We start from the raw sequence: 24,822 nt of genomic DNA on the forward strand, positions 1-24,822 counted from the left end.
TCCCCTCCACTGCCCAAGGCGAAAGCCCCGGCCCCCCAGAAGGGGGCCGGGGCTTTCCCGTACGGCGGCTGCCGGTCAGTGCTTCTTGTGCCAGCCCCACCAGCTGCTCGGGCCGCCCCAGCTGTTGCCGTCGTCACCGCTGTCGTCACCGGTGGGAGCGCCCACCGTGGTGAGCGTCACCGTCGTGGACTTGGGGTCGGACGGGGTGTTCGGCTGCGGGTCCTGGGTGACCACGCGCGCTTGGTCGTCCTGCGAGCTGCCGTTCGCGAACTGGATGTTCGTGAAGCCGGCGTCCTGCAGGGCCTTCTTGGCGTCCTTGACGGCCTGGCCGACGACGCTGGGCACCGGCTTCTGCTCGCCGGCCTTGCCGACGGTCAGCGTGATCGTCGAGCCCTTCCTGGCCTGCGAGTTGCCCTCGGGGGACTGCTGGATGACCTTGCCGACCTGGTTGGGGTCGGAGGTCTCCTGCTCGGTCTTGGCGACCTGGAAGCCGAGGTCGGTCAGCTGCTTCTGCGCCGCGGCGAAGTCCTGGCCGGTCACCGGCGGCACCGTGGCCGTGGGCGACTTCTTGGCGACCACCAGCGTGATCTTGGACTTCTTGGTGCCCTCGCTCTGGCCCTTGGGGTCCTGGTCGACGACCGTGCCCTCCGGGCGCTCGGAGACCCGCTCGGTCTTCTGGACGTCCTCGAAGCCCTTGCTCTTCAGCTCGTCCTTCGCCTGGTCGAACGTCAGGCCGCGGACGTCGGGGATGGTGACCTTCTCCGGCCCGGTGCACATCGTCACCGTCACCGTCTCGTCCTTGCCGATGTCCTTGCCGGCGGCCGGGGACTGCTTGGTGATCTGGCCCTTCTCGACGTTCTCGCAGGCCGTGCTGCCGCCCTTGGCGACCTTGAAGCCGCCGTTGACGCCGGCCGCCTTGGCCTGCTCGAAGGTCTTCCCCGTCAGCTCCGGCACCTTGACGTCGCTGCTGGTGTTCTGGCCGTTGAACATCGCCTTGCCGATGAAGATCGCACCGGCCAGTACGAGGATGCCCGCGACGACCAGCATGATCGTCGAGGTGTGCTTCTTCTTCTGGCCGCCGGCACCGCCCCGGCGCCGGTCGGGCCGCTCGTCGTAGCCGTAGCCGCCGTCGTCCGGGTTCATCGGCGGCAGCATCGACGTCTGGCCCGCCGGGTCCTGCGGGCGCAGCATCGCCGTCGGCTGGTCCTGGTCGTAGCCGACCGCGCCGAGGGCCGCGGTCGCCGCGACGGGCTGGCCGTCGAGGGCTGCCTCGATGTCGGCGCGCATCTCGTCCGCCGACTGGTAGCGGTAGTCGGGGTCCTTGACCAGCGCCTTGAGGACGATGGCGTCCATCTCGGGCGTGATCTCGGGGTCGAAGTTGCTCGGCGGCTGCGGCTCTTCGCGTACGTGCTGGTAGGCGACGGCGACGGGCGAGTCGCCGACGAACGGCGGCCGCACGGTCAGCAGTTCGTAGAGCAGGCAGCCGGTGGAGTACAGGTCGGAGCGGGCGTCGACCTGCTCGCCCTTGGCCTGCTCGGGCGAGAGGTACTGCGCCGTGCCGATGACCGCGGCGGTCTGCGTCATCGTCATGCCGGCGTCACCCATCGCACGGGCGATGCCGAAGTCCATGACCTTGACCTGGCCGGTGCGGGTCAGCATGACGTTGGCCGGCTTGATGTCGCGGTGGACGATGCCGGCCCGGTGCGAGTACTCCAGCGCCTGGAGCACGCCGATCGTCATCTCCAGCGACCGCTCGGGCAGCAGCTTGCGGCCGGAGTGCAGCAGTTCGCGCAGGGTGGAGCCGTCGACGTACTCCATGACGATGTACGGGATGGAGACGCCGTCGACGTAGTCCTCGCCGGTGTCGTACACGGCGACGATCGACGGGTGGTTCAGCGAGGCGGCCGACTGGGCCTCACGGCGGAACCGGGCCTGGAAGGACGGGTCGCGGGCGAGGTCGACCCGCAGCGTCTTCACAGCGACGGTGCGGCCCAGGCGGGTGTCATGGGCGAGGTAGACCTCGGCCATGCCACCGCGGCCGAGCACCGAGCCCAGCTCGTACCGGCCGCCGAGGCGACGCGGCTCTTCCATAAGCTTCTCCAGCCCTCTCCGTCAGTCCCGACCGCACCCGTGTGTGGTCCGGCGGTGTGCTGTTCGGGCATACCGTACCCGGCACGCCATGCGGGGCCCGGTCGCGACCGGCACCTGATATCCGACCGGTATTGGCGTGACCGGGGTCACTTCTTGCCGTCGAGTACCGCCTCCATGACCTTCTTGGCGATGGGGGCGGAGAGCTTGCCGCCTGCGATGTCGTCGCGGAGCGTGTCCGAACTCTCGATCACGACGGCGACGGCCACCGGCGTGCCCTTGGAGGTCTTGGCGTAGGAGATGAACCAGGCGTACGGGTTGTCCTTGTTGTCCTCGCCGTGCTGGGCGGTGCCGGTCTTGCCGCCGACGGTGACGCCGTCGATCTGGGCGTTGGTGCCGGTGCCGTTCTTGACGACACCCTCCATGATCTCCTGGAGCTTCTGGGCGTTCTCCGGCTTGACCGGCTGGCTCATCGCCTCCGGCGTGTGCTGCTGCACGACGTTGAGGTTGGGGGCCACGAGCTTGTCGACCATGTACGGCTTCATCAGCTTGCCGCCGTTGGCGATGGCCGCCGTGACCATGGCCATCTGCAGCGGGGTGGCGCGGTTGGAGGCCTGGCCGATGCCGGCCATCGCGTTCTGCGGCCGGTTGTCGGTCGGGTAGACGCTCTCGGCGGCCCGCACCGGGGTGTCGACCTCGGCGTTGTTGAAGCCGAACTTCTCCGCCTCGGCCTTCATCTTCTTGTTGCCGAGATCGGCGCTGATCTTGCCGAAGACGGTGTTGCAGGACCAGCGCAGCGCTTCCTTGAGACTGGCGTTCTCGCAGGGGATGTTCCCCTCGTTCTTCAGCGGCTGGTGCGCGGTGTCCGGCAGGTAGTACGGCAGCGGCGACTCGGTCTTGGCGTTGACGTCGGTGTAGAGACCGTTCTCCAGCGCGGCGGCGGCGGTGACGACCTTGAACGTCGAGCCCGGCGGGTAGGTCTGGCGCAGCGCCCGGTTGAGCATCGGGTCGTCGGGGTTGTTCTGCTTCAGCAGGCCGTTGTACGCCTTGGCGTCCTTGTCGGACATGCCGGCGAAGGTGGAGGGGTCGTACGACGGGGTGCTGGCCAGTGCCAGGATCGCGCCGGTCTCCGGGTTGATCGCGGCGACCGCGCCCTTGTTCTTGCCCAGCCCCTCGTACGCGGCCTGCTGCGCCTTGGCGTTCAGGGTGGTGACGACGTTGCCGCCCTTTTGCTTCTCGCCGGTGAACATGTCGACCGTACGGCTGAAGAAGAGCTTGTCGTCGGTGCCGGACAGGATGCTGTCGTTGAGCTTCTCCAGCTGGTTGGAGCCGAACGCCTGGGACGCGTAGCCGGTGACCGGCGCCCACATCGGGCCGTTCTTGTACGTCCGCTTGTACTTGAAGTCGCCGCTGTCGTTGGTGGTCGAGCCGGTGACGGCCTTGCCGTCGACGATGATGTTGCCGCGCGGCTGGCTGTAGCGCTCGATGGCCACGCGCCGGTTGTTCGTGTCGTTCTTCAGCTCGTCGGCCTGGACGAACTGCACCCAGTTGACGCGGATGAGTAGGGAGAGAACCAGCAGCCCGCAGAAGATCGCAACGCGGCGCAGAGGCTTGTTCACGGGCGGACCACCTGGGTCATCTCGGCGTCGGTGGAGGGGGCGGGGGCCGGGGCCGGCCGGCGCGCGGTGTCGCTGATGCGCAGCAGCAGCGCGACCAGGGCCCAGTTCGCGATGACGGACGAGCCGCCCTGGGCGAGGAAGGGCATCGTCATACCGGTCAGCGGGATCAGGCCCGTGACGCCGCCGGCGACGACGAAGACCTGGAGGGCGAAGGCTCCGGACAGGCCGATGGCGAGCAGCTTGCCGAACGGGTCGCGGGCGGCCAGCGCCGTACGGATGCCGCGCTCGATGAGCAGGCCGTACAGCAGCAGGATCGCCATCAGGCCGGCGAGGCCGGCTTCCTCGCCGACGGTGGCGAGGATGTAGTCGCTCTTGGGGGCGATGCCGCCGATCAGGCGGGAGTAGCCCTGGCCGAGTCCCGAGCCGAGGATGCCGCCGGAGCCGAAGGAGTACATGGCCTGGGCGGTTTCGGTGACGCCGCCGTTCAGCAGCTCCAGGGGGTTGAGCCAGTTGTGCACACGGGTCTGCACGTGCGACTCGAAGGTGGCCACCGCGACCGCGCCGGCGCCGCTGAGCAGCAGGCCGAAGACGATCCAGCTGGTCCGTTCGGTGGCCACGTACAGCATGACCACGAACAGGCCGAAGAAGAGCAGGGACGTACCGAGGTCGGTCTCGAAGACCAGGATCATCAGGCTCAGCGCCCAGATGACCAGGATCGGCCCGAGGTCGCGGCCGCGCGGCAGGTACAGGCCCATGAAGCGGCGGCTGGCCAGCGCCAGCGCGTCCCGTTTGACCATGAGGTAGCCCGCGAAGAAGATCGCGATGACGATCTTGGCGAACTCACCGGGCTGCAGCGATCCGACACCGGGGATGGTGATCCAGATGCGGGCGCCGAACTTGGCCGGGAAGAAGATCGGGGAGATCAGCAGGATCAGCGCGACGACCATCGAGATGTAGGTGTAGCGCTGCAGGACGCGGTGGTCCTTGAGGAAGATCAGCACGCCGAGGAACAGCGCGACGCCGAGCGTCGACCACATCATCTGCCCGGGGGCCAGGGCGCCGCCGAGCTGCTTGGTGGTGATCTGCGGTTCCTGGTCCAGGCGCCAGATGAAGACCAGCCCGAGCCCGTTCAGCAGGGTCGCGATGGGCAGCATCAGCGGGTCGGCGTACGGGGCCCACTTGCGGACGACGAGGTGGGTGACGCCGGCCAGCAGGCCCAGGCCGAGGGCGTAGCCCAGGATGCCGGCCGGGACCGAGCCCTCCTTGGCCAGGCCCACGTTGATGTACGCGAACACCGGAATGAGCACCGCGAAGACGAGCATGGCCAGCTCGGTGTTGCGGCGGCTCGGGGCACCGATGGTGCCCACGGTGGTCGTGGTGGTGGTACTGCTGCTCATCAGATCTACGGCCCCCTACGCCCTCACTGCTGGGTGCTGCAATTTTTTTCCAGCTTCTGCTGCTCCTCGGAGGGGGGCGTCTGGCTGGGTGTGGGTGTCGGGGTCGCCTGCGGCGTGCCCGCCTGGGTGCCGGGCTTGCCGGCCTTCTTGTTCTTGCGGGCTTCTTCCTCGGCCTTCTTACGGGCCGCCGCCTCGCGCTCCGCCGCCTCGCGCTCGTCCTTCGTCCGGCAGGCGTTGGCCTGCTTGCCCAGTTCGGTGACCTTGTCGATGGCCTGGTTGCGGCTGTCGACGGCGATGGTCTCCTTGACCTGGTTGCGCTGGTAGGCGGGGAGGTACTTGAGTTCGATCTCGGGGTGGTCCTCGTCGACGTTGTTGAGCTTGATCCAGGCGAGGTCCTGGCTGATGCCCTGGTACAGCGCGACGTGGTCGTCCTTGGCGCCGACGAAGTACTGCGTCTGCGTCCAGCGGTAGCCCGCGTACAGGCCGCCGCCGACGACGGCCAGCGCCAGTACGGTGATCAGCGACCGCTTGATCCACTTGCCGCGGCGGCGCTCCGGCTTGAGGTAGTCCTCGTCCATGAACGCGCCGAACGAGCCCTGCGTGGGGCCCGTGATGTCGTTGTCGCCGCTGCCCGGCGGGCCGAAGGCGCCGCCGCCCGGCGCCGCCTGCGAAGCGTCCCGGTGGCGGCCCAGCTCGGCGGCGCGGGCGGCCGGGGTCTGCATCGTGCTGGGGTCGCTGAGCTGGTTCTGGTTCTCGGCGACCGCTCCGACGACGACCGGGGTGTCGTTCAGGTGGCCCGCGAGGGTGTCACCGGCGTCGACGTCCAGGACGTCGGCGACGATGCAGGTGATGTTGTCGGGGCCGCCGCCGCGCAGCGCCAGCTGGATCAGTTCCTGCACGGTCTCGTGCGGGCCCTGGTAGCTGGCGAGGGTGTCTTCGAGGGTCTGGTGGCTGACCACGCCGGAAAGGCCGTCCGAGCAGATCAGGTAGCGGTCGCCGGCCCGTACCTCGCGGATCGACAGGTCGGGTTCGACGTGGTCGCCGCTGCCCAGCGCGCGCATCAGCAGGGAGCGCTGCGGGTGGGTGGTGGCTTCCTCCTCGGTGATCCGGCCCTCGTCGACGAGCCGCTGCACCCAGGTGTGGTCCTGCGTGATCTGCGTCAGGACGCCGTCGCGCAGCAGGTAGGCGCGGGAGTCGCCGACGTGTACGAGGCCGAGCCGCTGGCCGGTCCACAGCAGGGCGGTCAGGGTGGTGCCCATGCCCTCCAGCTGCGGGTCCTCCTCGACCATGACGCGCAGCTGGTCGTTGGCGCGCTGTACGGCCGTACCGAGGGAGGTGAGGATGTCGGAGCCGGGGACGTCGTCGTCGAGCTGGACGAGGGTGGAGATCACTTCGGAGGAGGCGACCTCGCCGGCGGCCTGGCCGCCCATGCCGTCGGCGATGGCGAGCAGGCGCGGGCCGGCGTAGCCGGAGTCCTCGTTGCCCTCCCGGATCATGCCCTTGTGCGATCCGGCGGCGAAGCGCAGTGACAGACTCATACGCACCTCGCCCGTCGGCTCGGGGTACATCCGCACGGTGCCCACCCTCCGGTCGGGAGCACGCTCGGGTCCGTCGAGTGGACCGCCGCGGCTCGCTCGCTCCGCTCGCTCATTGTCGTACTACTTCCGCAGCTCGATGACGGTCTTGCCGATGCGGATCGGGGCTCCCAGCGGAATCGGTGTCGGGGTCGTCAGTCGGGTCCGGTCGAGATACGTGCCGTTGGTGGACCCGAGGTCCTCGACGATCCACTGGCCGTCACGGTCCGGGTAGATCCTGGCATGCCTGCTGGAGGCGTAGTCGTCGTCCAGCACGATCGTGGAGTCGTGCGCGCGTCCCAGGGAGATGGTCTGGCCCTGGAGGGCGACGGTCGTACCCGTCAACGTGCCCTCGGAGACCACCAGCTTTGTGGGGGCACCGCGGCGCTGACGGTTGTTGCCGCGGCCGCCCTCCTGGCGGCGCTGCTGCGGTGGTGCGGCCTGCTGGCGCTGCTGCGAACGCGCCTCCTGGCCACCGCGGCGGGCGGCGCCGCGCTGCGTGACACGCGTGCCGAACAGATCGCTGCGGATGACCTGGACGGCCACGATGACGAACAGCCACAGTACGGCGAGGAAACCCAACCGCATGACCGTGAGGGTCAGCTCTGACATTGCCCCCGCTTCACCCTTCGGCTTGCCGGTAAACGATGGTGGTACTGCCCACGACGATCCGCGAGCCGTCGCGGAGCGTAGCGCGGGTGGTGTGCTGCCCGTCCACCACGATGCCGTTGGTAGAACCCAGATCCTGGATGGTCGGGGGTGTGCCGACGCGGATTTCGCAGTGCCGCCGGGAGACTCCCGGGTCGTCGATCCGTACGTCGGCGTCGGTGCTGCGGCCCAGGACGAGCGTGGACCGCGAGATCTGGTGGCGGTTGCCGTTGATCTCGATCCAGCGCCTGGTCTGCGCGAACGGCTGCGGCCCGGCGCCGGGCGGGGCCGACCGGGGGGCCGGCTGGGCGGCTCCGGGCGGCGAGGTGGGCATGGGGGGCGGGCCCACATGACCGCCGGGGCCGGACGGGCTGCTCCTGGGTGCGGTGGGCCGCTGGGCCGCCGCGGCGGCACCCGGGTGCTCCTGGGACGTGCTGGACGCGAGGGTGCGGCTGCGGACGCGGTACAGGCCGGTGTCGAGGTCGTCGGCCTTCTCCAGGTGCACCTTGATCGGGCCCATGAAGGTGTAGCGCTGCTGCTTGGCGTAGTCGCGGACCATGCCGGAGAGCTCGTCTCCGAGCTGCCCGCTGTACGGGCTGAGCCGCTCGTAGTCGGGGGTGCTCAGTTCGACGATGAAGTCGTTGGGGACGACCGTGCGGTCGCGGTTCCAGATGGTGGCGTTGTTGTCGCACTCGCGCTGGAGAGCGCCGGCGATCTCAACTGGCTGCACCTCGGACTTGAACACCTTGGCGAAGGTGCCGTTGACGAGACCTTCGAGACGCTGCTCGAAGCGCTTCAGTACTCCCACGGGGCACCTCCTTCCTCAGTCTTCGTCAGGTCGGTCTTCGACAGGGTCGTCCTGATACTGCTTACTGATCGTATCCACGCGCCGGGAAAACGGCTGGTTCCCCTTTCCCGCCTTGAGGACGAGTGTCGCCCCTCACAAGGTTGCTCACTCCTGCTTGCTGCTGCGTCACTCCGGTGCCACCGCGTTGATCTGCGGCGTCACCGTGGTGGTCCTGCCGTGTCACCGGTCGCGTTCACCGGGCCGTGTCACCGCGATGGCTTCGCGATGCGACCGCGCCGGCGTTGCGATGGCACTGCGATCGTAGATGTGCCCCGCTCACAGTGTCCCGCAACCGCCGTGTTCGCCGACCGCCCGGGGCGCAGTCGCGACGGCCCGGTCCGGTACGTGGCCGGATGTGTGTCCACAGGCTTCGTGGCGGCGGCGATAAGGGGGTGCGGCGGCCGGCCGTGCGGCGTCGAAGAGGGGCGCGGCCGGACCGCCGGGTGCGGCTGACCGGACTGCCGGCGAGGTTCGTGCGGGTCCCCTGTACGGAGTCGTGAGCGGGCTCCGGAGAACGGATGTGATTGCACCCCTGCCAGCGTGCTAATGTTCTGGATGTCGGAAGGCGCTCGCACAAGGCCCGGACGGAACAGCCCGGATCACGTGAGAGAATCGAACGACACACCCAATGCGCGGGTGGCGGAATAGGCAGACGCGCTGGATTCAGGTTCCAGTGCCCGAAAGGGCGTGGGGGTTCAACTCCCCCCTCGCGCACAGAGAAGACCCCCCGGTCCGGATATCCGGACCGGGGGTCTTTTGTCGTTCCGGTCGGGAGACTTTCGTAGCCCTTCCCGCGAGGGCGGGCCGGTCGGACGCCGTCGCGCGGCCCGTTCCGGGAAGAGAACGGTGAGTGCTACGTCACATCGGTGACGGCCGGCCCGTGACCGGTACGGAAGCGAGGCCGCGGCGACGTTGCCGCGACGGGCTGCCCACCCGGTCCGGCTCGGCTGGCGCACCGTGCTCGGCGGGCCGCGCGCCGCGTTCGCGGTGGCCACGTTCGCGGGCGCGGCAGCGCTGGCCGTCCGTGCCCTGACCGTGCGGGACTCCACCGCGCGGTACGCGGTGGTCATCCTGCTCATCGGGCTGTGCGGGGTCGCGGTCGGCATGGTCGTCCAGCCGCGCCATGTCCTGGTGCACCCGGTCGTGGCCGACGACGAGGTCTCGCTGACCGCCGACGTCTCATGCGGGTCGAAGACGCCCGCGACGTCGCCACACCCACCGTGGTGCGGTGCCTGCCGGGCGCCTCGGTGTTCGGCACCTCGCTTGGCTGGTGGAACGCCGCATGGCTGGCCTTCGTCGCACTGGGCGCCAATTACGCTCGCCTTGACCACCCTGCGGACCGAACGGAGCTCCACGGTGGCACAGCACGTCACGAGCGCCCGGTGAGGACGTTGATCGTCATCGACCCGGCCTCCCCCGTCCCGCCATTCGAGCAGCTCCGCGCCCAGCTCGCCCGGCAGATCCAGGACCGCACGCTGTCCGTGGGCACCCGGCTGCCGACCATCCGCCGCCTGGCCGCGGACCTCGGCCTGGCCGCCAACACCGTCGGCCGGGCCTACCGGGAGCTGGAGGAGGCAGCGCTGATCGAGACCCGCGGATGACCGGCCATGAGGGTGGGCCGTGCGGGTTCGGTGGTGTGTCTCGTACGGCCGGTTCGCCGTACGGCCGGGGCCTCGCGAAGCGATGACCCTCGCGCATTGAATGATGACGGGTTCGCCGTTGTTCCCGAGGGCGGCCGCGCGTTGGCTGGGATGCATGACGACTGTCGGGCAAGCGACGGGCCGGGGCGGCGAGTCGGGGCGCGGAGCGGGCCGGGGCTGGCCCGCGGTGGTGGCGCTGGCCGCGGCCACGTTCACGGTGGTGACGTCGGAAATGCTGCCGGTGGGGCTGCTGACGCCCATCGGGAGCGCGCTCGGGGTCACGGACGGCACGGCGGGCCTGACACTCACGGTGACCGGGGTGGTCGCGGCGCTCGCGGCCCCGGCGCTGACGCTGGCGGTGGGCCGGACGGACCGGCGGATCGTGCTGTGCGCGCTGATGGCGATGCTGGCGGTGGCCAACCTGCTGGCCGCGTACGCGCCGGTCTTCGGAGTGTTGCTGGCGGCGCGGGCGCTGGTGGGGCTGGGGATGGGCGGGGTGTGGGCGCTCGCGGCGGGGCTCGCGGTGCGGCTGGTGGTGCGGCGGTCGGTGGGCGCGGCGACGTCGCTGATCTTCAGTGGCGTGGCCGTGGCGTCGGTGCTCGGGGTGCCGGCGGGCACGCTGACCGGGGAAATCGGCGGCTGGCGTGCGGCGTTCGGCGTGGTGGGCGTGCTGTCGGCACTGGTCGCGGTGGCGCTGGCGGTACTGCTGCCGCCGCTGCCTGCCGAGAGGGCGGTACGGCTGGGCGGGGTGCTGCGGCTGTTCCGTGACGCGCGGGTGCGTACGGGGCTGGTTGTGGTGGCGTTGCTGGTGGCGGGGCATTTCGCCGCGTACACGTACGTCCGGCCTGTCCTGGAGGAGGTGTCCGGGGCCGGGCCCGAGCTGATCAGCACGCTGCTGTTGGTTTACGGAGTCGCCGGGGTGGCGGGCAACTTCTTGGGCGGCGCGGGGGCGGGGCGGTCGCCGCGTGGGACGTTGCTGGTGCTCAGCGGGGCGCTGGCGGGGGCGGTGTTGCTGGTGCCCGTGGTGGGAGCGGGGGTGCCGGGGGCGGTGGCGCTGCTGGTGGTGTGGGGGCTGGCCTACGGAGGGGTGTCGGTCAGTACGCAGACGTGGCTGATGGTGGTGGCGCCCGAGGCCAGGGAGGCGGCGTCGGCGCTGTTCGTGGGGGTGTTCAACGCGGCGATCGCGCTGGGCGCGTTCGGCGGGGGGCGGGCCGTGGACGGTTGGGGGCTCGTGGGGGTGCTGTGGCTCGGGGGCGCGCTGGCCGTGGGCGCTTCGGTGGCCGTGGGCGCGGGGCGCGGGCCGGGGGCGACGGGCCGGGGACGGGATTAGCGACTTTCGTCGCGACGGGGAGCGACGAACGGCGACTGCGCGGGCGGGGCGGGTTTTCCTACGCTCAGTACGTGAACATCACGGGGAAAGCGCAGGTGGTGGCCCGGGGGGCGGCGGCCCGGGCCGCGGGCGGGCGGCTGTGGCGGCGGCTGTCCCGGCCGGAGCAGTGGCCGCCGTACCGAGTCGTCGGCGAGGTGCTGCTGGCCCTGCTGCTGGGGCTGGTCGCGCTCGGTTCGGAAAAGCTCTTCGGCAGCAGCGAGGCGCACACGTGGGCCGTGACGGTGGCGGTGATGGTGATCTCGCCGCTGCGCCGCGCCCTGCCCGGCACGGTCCTGATCGGCTCGGCCGCGCTGAGCTGGCTGTTCGTGGGCATATCGGCGCTGCTGATCGTGGCGGGCTGGTCGGCCGGCCGGCGGATCGCGGGCAGTGCGCGGGCGCTGGTGGTGTTCGCGGTGGCGCTGGTCCTGAGCATGGCGGTGCCCACGGTCCAGGACTTCCCGCTGGTGTCGCCGGAGAAGCTGATGCTGTTGGCGGTGTCGTTCCTGGCGATAGTGGCCATGCCGGGCATAGCGAGCCGCTACTGGTCGCAGCACCGCACCTTGGTGGACACGCTCCACACGCAGCGTACGCAGCTGCTGCGGGAGAACGCGATGATCGCCCGTCAGACGCGGCTGCGGGAACGGCAGCGCATCGCGCAGGACATGCACGACAGTCTGGGCCACCAGCTGACGCTGATCGCCGTGCACACGGGCGCACTGGAGGTGGACTCCGAGCTGAACGGGCGGCAGCGGGAGGCGGTCGGCGTGCTGCGGGGCGCTTCGGTGGCGGCGATGCGCGAACTGCGCGAGGTGGTCGGCCTGCTGCGCGACGAGACCGAGGACGCGGCCGGCGGGCATCCGGTGATCGGTTCCGGTGCGGCGCCGGACGCGGGGCAGCGCGGGGTGGCCCAGGTGGACGGGCTGGCCGAGGCCTCGCGCAGCGCGGGGGCGCGAATATCCGTAGTCCGCTCCGGGGAGCCGCTCGCGCTCGCGCCGGCCGTCGACCGGGCCGCGTACCGCATCGTGCAGGAGGGGCTGACCAACGCCCACAAGCATGCGTCGGGGGCTCCGGTGACGGTGTCGCTGCACTACGAACCCGACTCGCTGCTGGTCGAGGTCGTCAACGGGCCGGTGCCACCGGACTCGGCCGACGGGCCCGAGGTCAGCGGCGGCCAGGGGCTGACGGGGCTGCGGGAGCGGGCCCGGCTGGTCGGCGGCATGGTGCACAGCGGTCCGTTGCCGGACGGCGGATTCCGGCTCGCCGGGGTGCTGCCGTACGGGCCGGTGACGCTGGCCGCCGCGCAGGCCGAGACGCCGGAGCCGCCGCTGCCCGCGGTGGGCCCGGTCGCGCCGTACGCGCCCGGCGGGGCCGTGGACCCCCACCGCGGGCGTTCCGCGGTGCGGCTCGGCAAGGACGGCCAGCCGGTCGTCGACTGGTCGCAGGTGTACGCGCCGCCGGACGCGGGTGCCTTCCGCGGGGAGACCCGGCGGAACGGGTTCGCCGTGGGGTGCGGTCTGGCGGCGGGCGTGGTCGTGGTCATGGGCGTCGTGACCACTTGGGGAATGGTGGAGCTGTTCAAGGCGGTCCAGGACGGCTCGGTGGCGCCTGGCACCTACGAGGAGGTGGAGGTCGGCAGCGCGGAGGCCGAGGTGCGCGAGCGGCTGCCTCCGGGGTCGTTCATGAGCAGCGGCCTGAACGACCAGGGGCCCGCCAAGCCGAAGGGCGCGCGCTGTGAGACGTTCTCGTCCACGGAAACGTCCCAGGACTGGGGGGAGGAGCGGGCGTTCCGGTTCTGTTTCAAGGGCGGGAAGCTGGTGGAGAAGCGGACCTTCGTGGGGAAGGTCTGAGGGCGGCCGGACGGACCGGCGCGTGAACGGGGGGATGATGGCGCAGTCCGTGGGAACAACCGACCGAGCCTGTGCGGGAGTCCGAGTGATCAGGGTGATCGTCGCCGACGACGAACCGCTCATCAGGGCCGGCATCCGGATGATCCTCACCTCCGCCGCGGACATCTCGGTGGTGGCCGAGGCGGGGAACGGCAAGGAGGCCGTCGAGGCGGCGCGTGGCCGCGGCGCCGACGTGGTGCTCCTGGACATCCAGATGCCGGTCATGGACGGGCTGACGGCGCTGGCGGAGCTGCGCCGGGTGGCACCGTCCGTACGGGCCCTGATCCTGACGACGTTCGGGGAGCGGGAGAACGTCCTGCGTGCGATGGGCGAGGGAAGCGCGGGCTTCCTGCTGAAGGACTCCGCTCCCGACGAACTGATCCGGGCGGTGCGTGCCGCGGCCGACGGCCACGCCTACATGTCGCCGGTGGCGACCCGTCATGTGGCGGATTCCTTGGCGGCGCACGGCAGCGGCCCCGGCGGGGGGAGCGGTGCGGCGCGCCGCGGCGAGGAGGCCAGACAGCGGCTGTCCGTCCTGACGGCACGGGAGATGGAGGTGCTGTCGCTGCTCGGCGAGGGGCTCTCGAACGCCGACGCGGGTGCGCGGATCCATATGAGCGAGGCGACGGTGAAGACGTACGTCAGCCGGATCCTGGCGAAGCTGGAGTGCGAGAACCGGGTGCAGGCGGCGCTGCTGGCCCGTGACGCGGGCCTGGGGACGTGAGCCCCCGGGGCCGGCCGTAGCGGGAGGGGGCTGTGGGGACGCCGGACCGGCCGTACGTCCCCAGCTCTCGCGAGGCCGGGTGCCCCGGGGCGGCCGTCAGGCGGCGAGGCGCTCGGCGAGGGCCTTGGCCTTGGTGACGGCCTCATGGAGGGCCTTCTCGCGGGAGGCTTCGTACAGCGGCACCAGCTCCGCCATCGCCGGGTTGGTGGGGGCCGCCGTCAGCTCCGGGACGATGAAGTCGACCTCCATGCCGAACATGGTGCCGAGCACGGCCTCCAGGTAGTTCTGGACGTAGTCGAAGCCTTCGCGGGGCGTGCCAGGGGCGTACGAGCCGCCGCGGCTGGTGACGATGGTCACCGGCTTGCCCTTGAGCGAGGACTCCTCCCCGGTGACCCGGCCCATGATGATCACGTGGTCCAGCCATGCCTTCAGCGTGGAGGGGATCGTGAAGTTGTACATGGGGGCGCCGATGACGACGGCGTCCGCGTTCTCCAGCTCCTCGACCAGTTCGATGCGCCGCGCGAGGGCGGCCTGCTGCTCGGGGGAGAGGTCGGCCGGGTCGCCGAAGGCGGCGGTGAAGCCCGGGGCGTCCAGGTGGGGCAGCGGGGAGGCGGCGAGGTCGCGGTAGATGACGGTGCCGTCCGGGTGCTGCTCCTCCCATGCCTTGCGGAAGGTGGTGGTCACCGCGCGGGAGGCGGATCCGTCACCGGCAGACAGGGAGGAGTCGAGGTGCAGAAGAGTGGCCATGATGCGGTCCTTCGTTCGCGGCCGGGGCACGGCCTGGCGAGAACTCCGTATGTTCCTATGTTTAGCACAGTAGCTTACTTTTTCGCAGTACCCAACGAGAAACCAGTACGCTGGTCGCATGGCGGAGCGCGGCGAAGAGGTATGCAGGCAGGTGGACACCGGCATGGCCCGGGTCTTCGGACTGTTCGGCAAACGCTGGACCGGCATGATCGTGTCCGTACTCCTCGCCGGGCCCGAGTACTTCGCCGGGCTGCGGCGGGCGATCCCCGGCATCAGCGAGCGCATGCTCTCGGACCGGCTCACGGAGCTGTCCGTGGCCGGCCTGGTCGTGCGTGAGGTGGACGGAGGCCCGCCGCTGCGCGTCTCGTACCGGCTGACCGAGGCGGGGCGGGCGCTGGAGCCCGCGCTCAAGGCACTGGGGCGGTGGGCGGAGACGTACCTCGCCGACGGCGGGAGCTGTCCGGAGCGCTTCCGCAAGTAAGGAGCGCCGGCGCCCGAGGTGCGGTTGGGGCGCTCGGGGCTGTTGTCAGCCGAGCCGTTCCTGGGCCGCGTTGTAGCGCAGCAGGTACGAGGCGAAGCGCTCCAGGTCCGCTGCGTCCCAGTCGGCGAGCCGCTCGTGGAACGCCTGGCGGCGGCTGGCGGTGACGTTGGCCAGCATCTGGGCGCCCTTGGCCGTGGGGTGCAGCACCTGGACGCGGTGGTCGTCCGGGTCGACGCGGCGCTCCACGAAGCCGAGCTTCTCCAGTGCGGAGATCTGCCGGCTGACCGTGGACTTGTCCAGGAGGTAGTGCGCGGCGAGGTCGGTCGCCCGGCATCCCTGCTGGTCGTCGAGGTGTGCCAGCAGCGTGTAGGAGACGAGCGACAGCTCGGGGTGCATACGGGCGGCGGTGGCGCGTGCCCGGCGGGCGAACGCGGTCATCTCCTGCTGGATGGTCTCGACGGATTCGTCTCTGCGGGGCACGGGAGTTGCCTTTCGTTGAAGTAGTTGTATAGTACAACGTGAAATGTGAGTTGTATAAGCCAACTACTCTGTACGGCTCCCCGACGCTGAGCGACTAGCTTGAGAAGGCACCACCCATGAGTTCGGTCCGACGTCCCGACCACCAACACCGCCCCGATCACCGCGCCGACCTGCGGCATGTCCTTACCCACCTGGTCACCCCGCTGCTGATGTGCATCGGTATGGGCCTGGCCTACCTGGGCGCGTTCGCCAACCCCTCGCCGCACCACCTGCCCGTCGCCGTGGTCGGCTCGGGCTCCGGCGCCCAGGTGCTCGCCCAGTCGATCAACGACAAGTCGGACGGCGCCCTGGACGTACACACGGTCGGCAGCCGGGCCGAGGCCGTGGACCAGCTCAAGCACCAGGAGATCTTCGGCGCGTACGTCATGGACACGCACGCCTCCCGGGGCGGCGCGCAGTCCACCGCGGGCGGCACGGCGAAGGCCGCACCCGAGCTGGTGGTCGCGACGGCCGGTTCCGACACCACCGCGACCGTGGTGCAGAAGATCTTCACGCCGATCGCGGCACAGCAGGGCGTGCCGCTGAAGGTCACCGACGTCGCCCCGCCGGCCGAGGACGACCCGACGGGCCAGGGCATCTTCTTCCTGATGGTCGCGGTCAGCATCGGCTCCTACGCCTCGGTCGCGGTGATCGGCGGCGCCGGTGGCGTACTGCCGATACGGATGCGGGCGATGCTGGCGGTCGGCACCTCCTTCGTGGTCGGCATTCTCGGCACGCTCTTCGCCGGGCCGGTCTTCCACATCGTCGACCACGGCCTGTGGGGGCTGTGGAGCATGGCCTGGCTGTACTCGGCGGGCATCCTGCTCATCGGCACCGGGCTGCACACGTTCCTCAAGCGCTGGACCACGCTGGGCGTGATGGCGCTGTTCGTGATGCTCAACTTCACCTCGGCGGGCGGCGTCTTCCGCCCCGAGATGCAGAACGGTTTCTTCGCGTCTCTCCACGCGTTCTGGAACGGTGCGGGCTTCGTGGAAGGCACCCGTAGCCACGTCTACTTCGACGGCAACGGGCTGGCCGGGCACGTCTGGACGCTGGTGCTGTGGCTGGTCGTGGGCTTCGCGGTGGTCGGCGTGGCAGCGCTGGCCGAGGCGCGCCGGCGGCGTGCGGCCGCGAGCGCCGCGGCGAACGCGACGGCCGTCGCGGCAGCCGCGGTGGCGGCGACGGTGCCGGAACGCCGCCCGGCCCACGATGCGGCGGCCGGGGACGGCACGAGCGGGGAAGCGGCCGAAGAGGAGATGGAAGAGGCGGTCGGCGTCTGAAGCGAGGCCGCTCGAAACGGCGCCACCAGCCCTCCAAGCTCAGTTACCCAGAGTTATCCACAGGCCCTGCCGCGAGGCGGGGCCTGTCTGTACCGTCGTGCACACGCGGCGGGAACAGCGTGCGGAGGCCGGCGGCCGACCGGGCGCCGGCATCGGCCCGGCGCGTGCGGACGCCAACACCGGCACTGATCGGTGCAGGGGACGAAGGGGGAGGTGGCGCGCGATGTCGCGGTTGCCGTACGTACCGGGATTCGCGAAGCCGGATGCGCGGGGGCCCGCGCCGAAGGCGGTCGGCAAGGCACTGCGGGAGCGGACGCCGCGCTCTGGGCACGGCCGGTTCACGCCCGATGCCGGGCGGCCCGACGCGGTGACCATGGTCGAGGAGTCCAACGCCGGCCGGCTTCCCGAGCTGACCCGGATACGGGTCGGCCGCATGGCCGCAGACCCCTTCGCCTTCTTTCGCGGGTCCGCCGGCTTGATGGCGTACGACCTGACATCCACCCCCGTGACCGGCATCGGAGCGCAGCTATGCGGTGACGCGCACGCCGCCAACTTCGGTCTCTACGGCGACGCTCGCGCCAAGCTCGTGATGGACCTCAACGACTTCGACGAGACGCTGTACGGGCCCTGGGAGTGGGACCTGAAACGGCTGGCGGCCTCACTGGTGCTGGCCGGCCGGGAGGCCGGTGCGAGCGAGGATCAGTGCCGGGAGGCGGCCCGGGACGCGACCGGCGCGTACCGGCGCACGATGCGGTTGCTGGCGGGCATGCCGGCCGCCGACGCCTGGAACGCGATAGCCGACGAGCGCCTGGTCTCCCACACGGACGCCCGGGACCTGCTCGGCACGCTGGAGCGGGTGGCGGAGAAGGCGCGCAGGAACACGAGCGCGCGGTTCGCGGCGAAGTCGACGGAGGCGATACCCGGGGGCGGCAGGAAGTTCGTGGACGCTCCACCCGTACTGCGGCGCATATCGGACGCGGAAGCCGCCGCGGTGGCTGCCTCGCTCACCGACTACCTGGACACCCTGCCGGAGGACCGGCTGCCGCTGCTGGCCAGGTATGAGGTGCAGGACGTGGCGTTCCGCGTGGTGGGCACGGGAAGCGTCGGATTGCGCTCGTACGTGGTGCTGCTGCTGGATCACCGCGGTGAGCCGCTGGTGCTCCAGGTGAAGGAGGCGCGCAGCTCGGCACTGGCCCCGTACGCGGCGAAGGCGGGTTTCCCGGCCCCCGCGGTGCCGCACGAGGGCCGGCGGATCGTCCTCGGACAACGCCGCATACAGGTCGTCAGCGACAGCTTGCTGGGCTGGACAACAGTGCACGACCCGGAGGCCCCACCGGCCGCGGGCACCCCTTCGAACGGCGGAAAGGGGGCGGGGAGGCCCTATCAGGTGCGTCAGTTCCGGAACCGTAAAGGCAGCGTCGACCCCACCGCCCTCGCCGACGATCAGATTGACGACTACGCGCGCATGACGGGTGCGCTGCTGGCCAGGGCTCATGCGCACAGCGCCGACCCGCGTGTGGTCGCGGGCTACTGCGGGAAGGGGGCGGCGTTGGACGAGGCGCTGGCCGATTTCGCGGTGGCTTACGCGGATCGTACGGAGGCCGACCATGCGGAGCTGGTCGCGGCGATCAAGAGCGGGCGGACAGCCGCGGAGACGGGGGGCTGAGCCGAGGCGGGGGTCGGAGCGGGGCCGGGCCGGGCCGTAGGGTGGCCGGGTGACGAACTCGCAGGCGGAGAACGCGCAGGGCGGCCAGGACGCACACGCCGACCACGGGCCGGCGGGCTACACGGGCCCCGCCGACCACGGCGGGCAGGGCTATGGGCAGCAAACTCAGGATGTTCGGGGTGGTGAGGCCCCCGGCAGGCCCCAGAGTCCGGGGCCTGGTGGCCCCGGCCCGCAGGCGCAGGGACCAGGGGCCGAGGATCACGGGCGTTCCGAGGAGCCCCGGGAACCGCAGGAGCCGGCGAACCGGCGGCTGGCGCGGGCCGTGGAGGCGGCCGAGCAGGCGCTGATCGAGTTCGAGATCGCGGTGGAGACCTTCCGGGTGGAGGTGGAGAACTTCTCGCGGCTGCACCACCAGCGTCTCGGCCCCATGTACGCGCGGCTGGACGAGCTGGACGCCCGGATCGCCGAGGCGGTGGCGGCTCGTACGGGTGATCCCGAGGACGTACGCAAGGCCAGGGAGGCGCGGGCGGCGGTGCTGCCGATGCCGGACGTGGAGGAGCTCTTCCACGGGTGGATGGGCTCGGAGGGCCTGTATCCGGAGGCCGAGGCGATGCTCACCGAGCAGTCGGTCCGGCCGCCGCAGAAGGTCCGCCCCAGCGAGGAGGCCCGTCGGGTCTACCGCGACCTGGTGCGCAAGGCTCACCCCGACCTGGCGCGGGACGAGGCCGAACGCGAGCGCAGGGACGCCTTCATCGTGCGGGTCAACGCCGCTTACGGGGCCGGGGACGAGGCCGCGCTGCGCGAACTGGCCCGCGAGTGGGAGGCCGGGCCCGCGCCGCAGGAGCAGCGGCTGAGCGAGAGCGAGGAGCTCTACGCCCGGCTGGAGTGGTTGGCCGCGCGCAAGGAACTGCTGGCGGCAGCCGCCGCCGAGCTGGAGGAGAGCGCGATCGGAGCGATGATCAAAATGGCGCCCCAGGACCCGGACGGGCTGCTGGACGAGATCGCCGAGAAGCTGCTCGCGGACGTTGCCGAACGCGAGGCGTACCTTGCCCAGCTGGTCGGGTAGCGTCGGGTCCATGCACTTTGGTTCTCTGCCCACGGTCGGTGTCGACGCTCTCACGTCCGAGGACTTCCTCCTGGACGTACGGGAGAACGACGAGTGGGAGGCGGGGCACGCCGAAGGCGCCCTGCACATTCCGATGAGCGAGTTCGTCGCCCGGTACGGCGAGTTCACGGAGCGGGTGCCCGACGGCGGCAAGGTCTACGTGCTCTGCCGGGTCGGCGGCCGGTCGGCGCAGGTGGCCCAGTACCTGATCCAGCAGGGCATCGACGCGGTGAACGTCGACGGCGGCATGCAGGCGTGGGAAGCCGCGGGCCGGCCCGTGACGGACGGCAAGGGCGGGGCGGGCACCGTCGTCTGACCCGGGCCGTGCGGCCGCGGTTCACCTGAGGGTGCGCGTCGGCTGATCAGCCCAAGGCGTGGGCCGCCAGCAGGTCGCCCAGCGCTTCTTCGTGAGCGGCGGCCGGGCCCAAGGACAGTTCGAGTTGCTTCGCCCAGGCGTGGTAGCGGTGCAGTGGGTAGTCCGTGTCCGCGCCGAAGCCGCCGTGCAGGTGCTGGGCGGTCTGTACGACACGGCGTACGCCTTCCGAAGCCCAGATCTTGGCCACCGCCACGTCTCCCGCGGGCGGCAGCGCGCCGTTCGCGCCGCTGCTGATGCGCCAGGCGGCCTGCCACAGGGTGGCTTCCATGGCGCGGAGGTCGATATAGCGGTCGGCGGCCTGGACGGCCACCGCCTGGAAAGTGGCGACGGGGAAGCCGAACTGTTCGCGCTTCGCGGTGTACGCGCTGGTCATGGCCAGTACGGCCTGGCCCAGGCCGAGAGCCAGCGCGCAGGTGCCGGTGGTGAGGAGGTTGCGCAGCCCATCCCAGGCGCCTGGGTCGGTGATCATCTCTTCGGGGGCCGTCCGGACGGAGGCCAGGCGGACTTCCGCGAGGCGTTCGCCGCTGGTGGAGACCTGGTCGTGGAGGCTGACGCCGTCCCGGTCGCGGGGTATGAGGGCGAGTACGGCGGTTCCGTCGCCGGTGTGGGCGGGGACGAGAACGCGGTCGGCGCTCTGCGCCCAGGGCACGGCGGTCTGTACGCCATCGAGCACCCACCCGGAGTCGTCCTGCCGGGCGTTCACCGCGAGTTCGGCCGGGTCGTGCCCGGTGCGGCCACTGGCGGCGACGGTCAGGACCAGTTCGCCGCGGCCTGTCCTGGGCAGTACGTCGGCGCGCAGCCCGGCATCGGCGTACGTCTGCACCGCGAGCGCCGCTGCGCTGTTCTCCAGCAGCGGTACGCGGGCGAGTACTTTGGCCGACTCGCGTAGTACGAGGCAGAGTGCGATCGCGTCCAGGCCCGCACCGCCGTGCTCGGAGGCGAGCAGCAGACTCAGCAGGTCGGCTTCGGCCAGCTTGCGCCACAGGGGCCGGTCGAAGTCGTCGGCAACGGCTCCGGCGGTGAGCGCGGGGCTGGGCACGCCGTCCGGGGCCACGTCCGCGAAAACGGCCTGTGCCGTCTCGACGGCCGCCTGCTGCTCCTCGGTGAAGGTGAAGTCCACTGGCCTGTCCTCCCGCGTGCCTCACGCCCAAGACCTGACGAGGCGTCAAGGTAGAACAGGTTGCAGGAATTGTGAATGGGGTCAGCGGTCGAAGTCCAGCTCCACCTTTTCCGTCACGGGATGCGATTGGCAGGCCAGCACATAGCCCGACTCGACTTCCTCGGCCTCCAACGCATAGTTGCGGTCCATCCGTATCTCGCCCGATACGAGGAACGCGCGACAGGTGCCGCACACGCCTCCCTTACAGGCGTACGGGGCGTCCGCGCGGTTGCGCAGCACCGTCTCCAGCAGCGATTCACCGTCCCGCACCGGCCAGCTGCCCGCGCGGCCGTCCAGGGTCGCGGTCACGGTGCTGTGCGCGGGCGTGCGGAGGGCTGGGGTGGCGCCGAGGGAGGAGGCCGCGTTCCCGGTGGGGGCGGACTCGGTGGTGGCGGGCTCGATGGCGGCGGGTTCGGCTACATCGTCCGCTACGTGGAATATCTCTTCGTGGATACGGTTGCGGGGGACGTCGAGCCCGCGCAGGGCCCGTTCCGCTGCCTGTACGAGGCCGTAGGGGCCGCACAGGTACCAGCCGTCGACGGCTCCCACGGGCAGCAGGGCGGGCAGCAGCTCCCGCAGCCGCGCCTCGTCGAGGCGGCCTGACGGCAGGCCCGACTGCTGCTCCTCGCGGGAGAGGGCGGAGACGAGCTGGAAGCGGTCGGGGAAGCGGTCCTTGAGGTCGGCCACTTCTTCCAGGAACATCGTCGAAGCCGCCGTGCGGTCGCTGCGGACCAGACAGAAGCGGGCGTCAGGCTGCCGGGCCAGCAGCGTCGAGACGATGGACAGCACCGGTGTGATGCCGCTGCCGCCGACGATCCCCACGAACCGGCCGGGCCGGGGCTCCAGCACGAACCGGCCGGCCGGCGCCATGACCTCGACCGTGTCGCCTGCGGACAGCTCCTTGAGCGCGTACGTCGAGAACGCGCCGTCCTCGACCAGCCGGATGCCCACCCGCAGCGTGGGCTCGTCCGAAGCCGGGGTGCAGATCGAGTACGTACGGCGGATCTCCTTCCCTTCCACCGTCCGGCGCACCGCTATGTGCTGGCCGGGGACGTGCCGGAAGGTCTCGCGCAGCTCGGGCGGCACCCGGAAGGTCACGGCCACCGCGTCGTCCGTGAGCCGTTCGATCTCCGCGACCCGGAGCGGGTGGAACATCACAACTCCTTGAAGTGGTCGAACGGTTCACGGCAGGTCTCGCAGCGGCGCAGCGCCTTGCAGGCGGTGGAGGAGAACCGGCTGAGCAGAGTGGTCTCGGTCGATCCGCAGTGCGGGCAGCGGATGGCCAGGTCGACCGGCACGGGGCCGCCGCCTGGGCCGGTGGGGCGGGGCGGGGCGATGCCGAACTCGGCCAGCTTCCGGCGGCCCTCGGCTGTGATCGCGTCGGTCGTCCAGGGCGGGCTGAGGACCGTGCGGACCGCTACCCGCGGTATGCCGTTCTCCTGGAGGACGCGCTCTATGTCGGCGGACATGGCCTCGATGGCGGGGCAGCCCGTGTAGGTCGGCGTGAGGTCCACCTCCACCTGCCCGGGGCCCGTCATCCGCAGTCCGCGCAGGACGCCCAGTTCGGCGAGGGTCACGACCGGCAGCTCCGGGTCGGGTACGGAGCCGGCCAGTTCGCGCAGCCGTTCTTCGAGGGTGGTGGTCACCATGTCGCCCCCGGGTGGCTTCGGTGCAGGTGCTGCATCTCGGCGAGCATGCGGCCGAACGGCTCGGTGTGCAGCCCCTGGCGCCCGGCGCCCGCGGTCCAGGCGCCACGCTGCGGGCCTTGGGGGACGGAGAGGGTGGCACGCGCCAGGATGGTTTCGACGCGCGTGGACCAGTCGTCGTGCAGGGCGGTCAGGTCCAGGTCCAGTCCCGGTACGGGCTCGAAGAGCTCGCCGGTGAAGCGCCACAGCGTGTCCAGGCCGCGCTGCATGCGTTCGTGGCTCTGCTCGGTGCCGTCTCCCAGGCGCAGGGTCCACTGCTCGGCGTGGTCCCGGTGGTAGGCGACTTCCTTGACCGCCTTGGCCGCCAGCGGAACCAAGGGGCCGTCGCCCGCGGACAGTTGTCCGTACAGGAGTTCTTGGTACGTGGAGAAGTACAGCTGACGGGCGATGGTGTGGGCGAAGTCGCCGTTGGGCTGCTCGACGAGCTGGAGGTTTCGAAAGGAGCGCTCTTCGCGCAGATACGCCAGGTCGTCCTCGTCGCCGGCGAGCGAGAGCAGGACGCGGGCCTGGCCGAGGAGATCCAGCGCGATGTTGGCGAGGGCCACCTCCTCTTCCAGGACGGGGGCGTGTCCCGCCCACTCACCCAGCCGGTGGGAGAGGACGAGGGCGTCGTCCCCGAGGGCCAGCGCCGGGGCCGTGTCCGCTGCGGTCCGTACGGGCTTCACAGGTGCTGCACCCCGTCCGGGATCTCGTAGAAGGTCGGGTGGCGGTAGGGCTTGTCGGCGGCCGGTTCGAAGAACGAGTCTTTCTCGTCGGGGGAGGAGGCGGAGATCGCGGCGGAGGGCACCACCCAGACCGAGATGCCTTCGGAACGGCGGGTGTACAGGTCGCGGGCGTTGCGCAGGGCCATGGTGGCGTCCGGGGCATGGAGGCTGCCGGCGTGGGTGTGCGACAGGCCGCGCCGGCTGCGCACGAAGACCTCCCACAGCGGCCAGTCGGTGGGGCCCGCCGAAGCCCCTGCCGGGGCGCCTGCCCGGCCGTCCTTGCCGGCTTCCGTGCCGGCCTGTCCCTCCGGACCGGTCGTGCTCATCGGTTTCCCTCCCCGTGCTTGGCCGCGTACGCGGCGGCGGCGTCCCGCACCCAGGCGCCGTCCTCGTGGGCCCGGCGCCGCTGGGTGATCCGCTGTTCGTTGCAGGGCCCGTTGCCCTTGAGCACCTCGCGGAACTCGTTCCAGTCGATGGGGCCGAAGTCCCAGTGGCCGCGCTGCTCGTTCCACGACAGGTCCGGGTCGGGGAGCGTGAGGCCGAGCGTCTCGGCCTGGGGCACGCAGATGTCCACGAAGCGCTGGCGCAGCTCGTCGTTGGAGTGCCGCTTGATCTTCCAGGCCATGGACTGCGCGGAGTGCGCCGACTCGTCGTCGGGCGGGCCGAACATCATCAGCGACGGCCACCACCACCGGTCGACCGCGTCCTGCGCCATGGCGTGCTGCGCTTCCGTGCCGCGGCTCAGGGCCAGCAGGAGTTCGTACCCCTGGCGCTGGTGGAAGGACTCCTCCTTGCAGACCCGGACCATGGCGCGGGCGTAAGGCCCGTACGAACAGCGGCACAGGGGGACTTGGTTGGTGATCGCGGCGCCGTCCACCAGCCAGCCGATGGCTCCGACATCGGCCCAGGTCAGCGTCGGGTAGTTGAAGATGGAGGAGTACTTCTGGCGGCCGGAGTGCAGTTTGTCCAGCAGCTCGTCGCGGCTCGCGCCGAGGGTCTCCGCCGCGCTGTACAGATACAGGCCGTGTCCGGCCTCGTCCTGCACCTTGGCCATCAGGATCGCCTTGCGGCGCAGCGACGGCGCGCGGGTGATCCAGTTCGCCTCCGGCTGCATGCCGATGATCTCGGAGTGGGCGTGCTGCGCTATCTGGCGCACGAGGGACGAGCGGTAGGCGTCCGGCATCCAGTCGCGCGGTTCGATGCGCTCGTCCGCGGCGACGGCCGCGTCGAAGTCCGCCTGCCAGTCCGCTTGGGACTCCCTGCCCGGCGCAATCGTCGTCATGTGAT

Annotated in this window: 24 protein-coding genes and 1 tRNA gene; 11 read left to right on the top strand and 14 right to left on the bottom strand. The window is 70.9% G+C overall.

The window, feature by feature from the left end; translation table 11 throughout:
- Positions 1–75: 75 nt before the first annotated feature.
- The 6 genes from pknB to ACH4K4_RS06105 form a co-directional block, all read right to left on the bottom strand.
- Positions 76–2,091 carry a Stk1 family PASTA domain-containing Ser/Thr kinase gene (gene pknB / locus ACH4K4_RS06080; RefSeq protein ID WP_398165122.1) on the bottom strand — a complete coding sequence of 672 codons (2,016 nt, stop codon included), beginning with the start codon at positions 2,089–2,091 and terminating at the stop codon, positions 76–78.
- Between the two features lie 146 nt (positions 2,092–2,237).
- Positions 2,238–3,707, bottom strand: coding sequence for a peptidoglycan D,D-transpeptidase FtsI family protein (locus ACH4K4_RS06085; RefSeq protein ID WP_398165123.1), 1,470 nt, complete (start codon positions 3,705–3,707; stop codon positions 2,238–2,240).
- Positions 3,704–5,104, bottom strand: coding sequence for an FtsW/RodA/SpoVE family cell cycle protein (locus tag ACH4K4_RS06090; RefSeq protein WP_398165124.1), 1,401 nt, complete (start codon positions 5,102–5,104; stop codon positions 3,704–3,706). The genes ACH4K4_RS06085 and ACH4K4_RS06090 overlap by 4 nt, the downstream gene beginning before the upstream one ends.
- Positions 5,105–5,127: 23 nt before the next feature.
- Positions 5,128–6,642 carry a PP2C family protein-serine/threonine phosphatase gene (locus ACH4K4_RS06095; protein WP_398165125.1) on the bottom strand — a complete coding sequence of 505 codons (1,515 nt, stop codon included), beginning with the start codon at positions 6,640–6,642 and terminating at the stop codon, positions 5,128–5,130.
- A gap of 120 nt (positions 6,643–6,762) precedes the next feature.
- A complete protein-coding gene (locus ACH4K4_RS06100) occupies positions 6,763–7,290 on the bottom strand; it encodes an FHA domain-containing protein (protein WP_030017036.1) in 528 nt (175 codons plus the stop codon).
- Between the two features lie 10 nt (positions 7,291–7,300).
- Positions 7,301–8,134 carry an FhaA domain-containing protein gene (locus ACH4K4_RS06105; RefSeq protein ID WP_398165126.1) on the bottom strand — a complete coding sequence of 278 codons (834 nt, stop codon included), beginning with the start codon at positions 8,132–8,134 and terminating at the stop codon, positions 7,301–7,303.
- A gap of 669 nt (positions 8,135–8,803) precedes the next feature.
- On the opposite strand from ACH4K4_RS06105, the gene ACH4K4_RS06110 reads away from it, so the two are divergent.
- The 6 genes from ACH4K4_RS06110 to ACH4K4_RS06135 all read left to right on the top strand — a co-directional run bounded on the left by ACH4K4_RS06110 (position 8,804) and on the right by ACH4K4_RS06135 (position 13,792).
- Positions 8,804–8,887 (top strand) — tRNA-Leu (locus tag ACH4K4_RS06110).
- A 198-nt stretch (positions 8,888–9,085) separates the two neighbouring features.
- A complete protein-coding gene (locus tag ACH4K4_RS06115) occupies positions 9,086–9,559 on the top strand; it encodes a hypothetical protein (RefSeq protein WP_398165127.1) in 474 nt (157 codons plus the stop codon).
- Entirely contained in the window at positions 9,556–9,774 is a 219-nt protein-coding gene (locus ACH4K4_RS06120; RefSeq protein ID WP_398165128.1) for a GntR family transcriptional regulator, read from the top strand. Before ACH4K4_RS06115 ends, ACH4K4_RS06120 begins: the two co-directional genes overlap by 4 nt.
- Before the next feature lie 154 nt (positions 9,775–9,928).
- Positions 9,929–11,143 carry an MFS transporter gene (locus ACH4K4_RS06125; RefSeq protein WP_398165129.1) on the top strand — a complete coding sequence of 405 codons (1,215 nt, stop codon included), beginning with the start codon at positions 9,929–9,931 and terminating at the stop codon, positions 11,141–11,143.
- A gap of 71 nt (positions 11,144–11,214) precedes the next feature.
- Positions 11,215–13,029 carry a histidine kinase gene (locus ACH4K4_RS06130; protein ID WP_398165130.1) on the top strand — a complete coding sequence of 605 codons (1,815 nt, stop codon included), beginning with the start codon at positions 11,215–11,217 and terminating at the stop codon, positions 13,027–13,029.
- Between the two features lie 85 nt (positions 13,030–13,114).
- Positions 13,115–13,792: a response regulator gene (locus ACH4K4_RS06135; protein WP_398165131.1), complete on the top strand. Its 678-nt coding sequence runs from the start codon at positions 13,115–13,117 to the stop codon at positions 13,790–13,792.
- A 96-nt stretch (positions 13,793–13,888) separates the two neighbouring features.
- On the opposite strand, the gene ACH4K4_RS06140 is transcribed toward ACH4K4_RS06135, so the two are convergent.
- Complete coding sequence (locus tag ACH4K4_RS06140; RefSeq protein WP_398165133.1) at positions 13,889–14,539, bottom strand: FMN-dependent NADH-azoreductase; 651 nt, start codon at positions 14,537–14,539, stop codon at positions 13,889–13,891.
- Between the two features lie 118 nt (positions 14,540–14,657).
- Here ACH4K4_RS06140 and ACH4K4_RS06145 point away from each other — a divergent pair, with 118 nt between their 5' ends.
- Entirely contained in the window at positions 14,658–15,020 is a 363-nt protein-coding gene (locus ACH4K4_RS06145; protein WP_398165134.1) for a winged helix-turn-helix transcriptional regulator, read from the top strand.
- A gap of 45 nt (positions 15,021–15,065) precedes the next feature.
- Here ACH4K4_RS06145 and ACH4K4_RS06150 read toward each other — a convergent pair whose 3' ends face one another.
- Complete coding sequence (locus tag ACH4K4_RS06150; RefSeq protein ID WP_398165135.1) at positions 15,066–15,500, bottom strand: MarR family winged helix-turn-helix transcriptional regulator; 435 nt, start codon at positions 15,498–15,500, stop codon at positions 15,066–15,068.
- A gap of 116 nt (positions 15,501–15,616) precedes the next feature.
- On the opposite strand from ACH4K4_RS06150, the gene ACH4K4_RS06155 reads away from it, so the two are divergent.
- The 4 genes from ACH4K4_RS06155 to ACH4K4_RS06170 all read left to right on the top strand — a co-directional run bounded on the left by ACH4K4_RS06155 (position 15,617) and on the right by ACH4K4_RS06170 (position 19,906).
- Positions 15,617–16,819 (top strand): ABC transporter permease, encoded by a 1,203-nt coding sequence (locus ACH4K4_RS06155; RefSeq protein WP_398165136.1) that lies wholly within the window; start codon positions 15,617–15,619, stop codon positions 16,817–16,819.
- A 223-nt stretch (positions 16,820–17,042) separates the two neighbouring features.
- Entirely contained in the window at positions 17,043–18,485 is a 1,443-nt protein-coding gene (locus ACH4K4_RS06160) for a DUF2252 domain-containing protein (protein WP_398165137.1), read from the top strand.
- Positions 18,486–18,534: 49 nt separating this feature from the next.
- On the top strand, positions 18,535–19,551 hold the full coding sequence (locus ACH4K4_RS06165; protein WP_398165139.1) for a hypothetical protein: 1,017 nt from the start codon (positions 18,535–18,537) through the stop codon (positions 19,549–19,551).
- A 10-nt stretch (positions 19,552–19,561) separates the two neighbouring features.
- Positions 19,562–19,906: a rhodanese-like domain-containing protein gene (locus ACH4K4_RS06170; RefSeq protein WP_398165140.1), complete on the top strand. Its 345-nt coding sequence runs from the start codon at positions 19,562–19,564 to the stop codon at positions 19,904–19,906.
- A 46-nt stretch (positions 19,907–19,952) separates the two neighbouring features.
- Here ACH4K4_RS06170 and ACH4K4_RS06175 read toward each other — a convergent pair whose 3' ends face one another.
- From ACH4K4_RS06175 to paaA, 6 genes are all read right to left on the bottom strand, one after another.
- Positions 19,953–21,086: an acyl-CoA dehydrogenase family protein gene (locus ACH4K4_RS06175; protein ID WP_398165141.1), complete on the bottom strand. Its 1,134-nt coding sequence runs from the start codon at positions 21,084–21,086 to the stop codon at positions 19,953–19,955.
- A gap of 81 nt (positions 21,087–21,167) precedes the next feature.
- Positions 21,168–22,280 carry a 2Fe-2S iron-sulfur cluster-binding protein gene (locus ACH4K4_RS06180; protein WP_398165142.1) on the bottom strand — a complete coding sequence of 371 codons (1,113 nt, stop codon included), beginning with the start codon at positions 22,278–22,280 and terminating at the stop codon, positions 21,168–21,170.
- Positions 22,280–22,774, bottom strand: a complete 495-nt coding sequence (gene paaD / locus ACH4K4_RS06185) for a 1,2-phenylacetyl-CoA epoxidase subunit PaaD (RefSeq protein ID WP_398165144.1) — start codon at positions 22,772–22,774, stop codon at positions 22,280–22,282. The genes ACH4K4_RS06180 and paaD overlap by 1 nt, the downstream gene beginning before the upstream one ends.
- A complete protein-coding gene (gene paaC, locus ACH4K4_RS06190) occupies positions 22,768–23,496 on the bottom strand; it encodes a 1,2-phenylacetyl-CoA epoxidase subunit PaaC (RefSeq protein ID WP_398165146.1) in 729 nt (242 codons plus the stop codon). Before paaC ends, paaD begins: the two co-directional genes overlap by 7 nt.
- Positions 23,493–23,861 carry a 1,2-phenylacetyl-CoA epoxidase subunit PaaB gene (paaB, locus tag ACH4K4_RS06195; RefSeq protein WP_398165147.1) on the bottom strand — a complete coding sequence of 123 codons (369 nt, stop codon included), beginning with the start codon at positions 23,859–23,861 and terminating at the stop codon, positions 23,493–23,495. The genes paaC and paaB overlap by 4 nt, the downstream gene beginning before the upstream one ends.
- A complete protein-coding gene (gene paaA, locus ACH4K4_RS06200; protein ID WP_398165149.1) occupies positions 23,858–24,817 on the bottom strand; it encodes a 1,2-phenylacetyl-CoA epoxidase subunit PaaA in 960 nt (319 codons plus the stop codon). Before paaA ends, paaB begins: the two co-directional genes overlap by 4 nt.
- Between the last annotated feature and the right edge of the window lie 5 nt (positions 24,818–24,822).

Origin of the sequence: Streptomyces sp. NPDC017529 (assembly GCF_044329785.1) — a bacterium.
Lineage (GTDB): Bacteria > Actinomycetota > Actinomycetes > Streptomycetales > Streptomycetaceae > Streptomyces.

What these genes read in the sequence shown, in the direction of transcription:
- pknB (WP_398165122.1), bottom strand. Translation starts at nt 2,091, where the DNA reads ATGGAAGAGCCGCGTCGCCTCGGCGGCCGGTACGAGCTGGGCTCGGTG.
- ACH4K4_RS06090 (WP_398165124.1), bottom strand. Translation starts at nt 5,104, where the DNA reads ATGAGCAGCAGTACCACCACCACGACCACCGTGGGCACCATCGGTGCC.
- ACH4K4_RS06095 (WP_398165125.1), bottom strand. Translation starts at nt 6,642, where the DNA reads ATGAGTCTGTCACTGCGCTTCGCCGCCGGATCGCACAAGGGCATGATC.
- ACH4K4_RS06100 (WP_030017036.1), bottom strand. Translation starts at nt 7,290, where the DNA reads ATGTCAGAGCTGACCCTCACGGTCATGCGGTTGGGTTTCCTCGCCGTA.
- ACH4K4_RS06125 (WP_398165129.1), top strand. Translation starts at nt 9,929, where the DNA reads ATGACGACTGTCGGGCAAGCGACGGGCCGGGGCGGCGAGTCGGGGCGC.
- ACH4K4_RS06140 (WP_398165133.1), bottom strand. Translation starts at nt 14,539, where the DNA reads ATGGCCACTCTTCTGCACCTCGACTCCTCCCTGTCTGCCGGTGACGGA.
- ACH4K4_RS06145 (WP_398165134.1), top strand. Translation starts at nt 14,658, where the DNA reads ATGGCGGAGCGCGGCGAAGAGGTATGCAGGCAGGTGGACACCGGCATG.
- ACH4K4_RS06155 (WP_398165136.1), top strand. Translation starts at nt 15,617, where the DNA reads ATGAGTTCGGTCCGACGTCCCGACCACCAACACCGCCCCGATCACCGC.
- ACH4K4_RS06160 (WP_398165137.1), top strand. Translation starts at nt 17,043, where the DNA reads ATGTCGCGGTTGCCGTACGTACCGGGATTCGCGAAGCCGGATGCGCGG.
- ACH4K4_RS06170 (WP_398165140.1), top strand. Translation starts at nt 19,562, where the DNA reads ATGCACTTTGGTTCTCTGCCCACGGTCGGTGTCGACGCTCTCACGTCC.
- ACH4K4_RS06180 (WP_398165142.1), bottom strand. Translation starts at nt 22,280, where the DNA reads ATGTTCCACCCGCTCCGGGTCGCGGAGATCGAACGGCTCACGGACGAC.
- paaD (WP_398165144.1), bottom strand. Translation starts at nt 22,774, where the DNA reads ATGGTGACCACCACCCTCGAAGAACGGCTGCGCGAACTGGCCGGCTCC.
- paaB (WP_398165147.1), bottom strand. Translation starts at nt 23,861, where the DNA reads ATGAGCACGACCGGTCCGGAGGGACAGGCCGGCACGGAAGCCGGCAAG.
- paaA (WP_398165149.1), bottom strand. Translation starts at nt 24,817, where the DNA reads ATGACGACGATTGCGCCGGGCAGGGAGTCCCAAGCGGACTGGCAGGCG.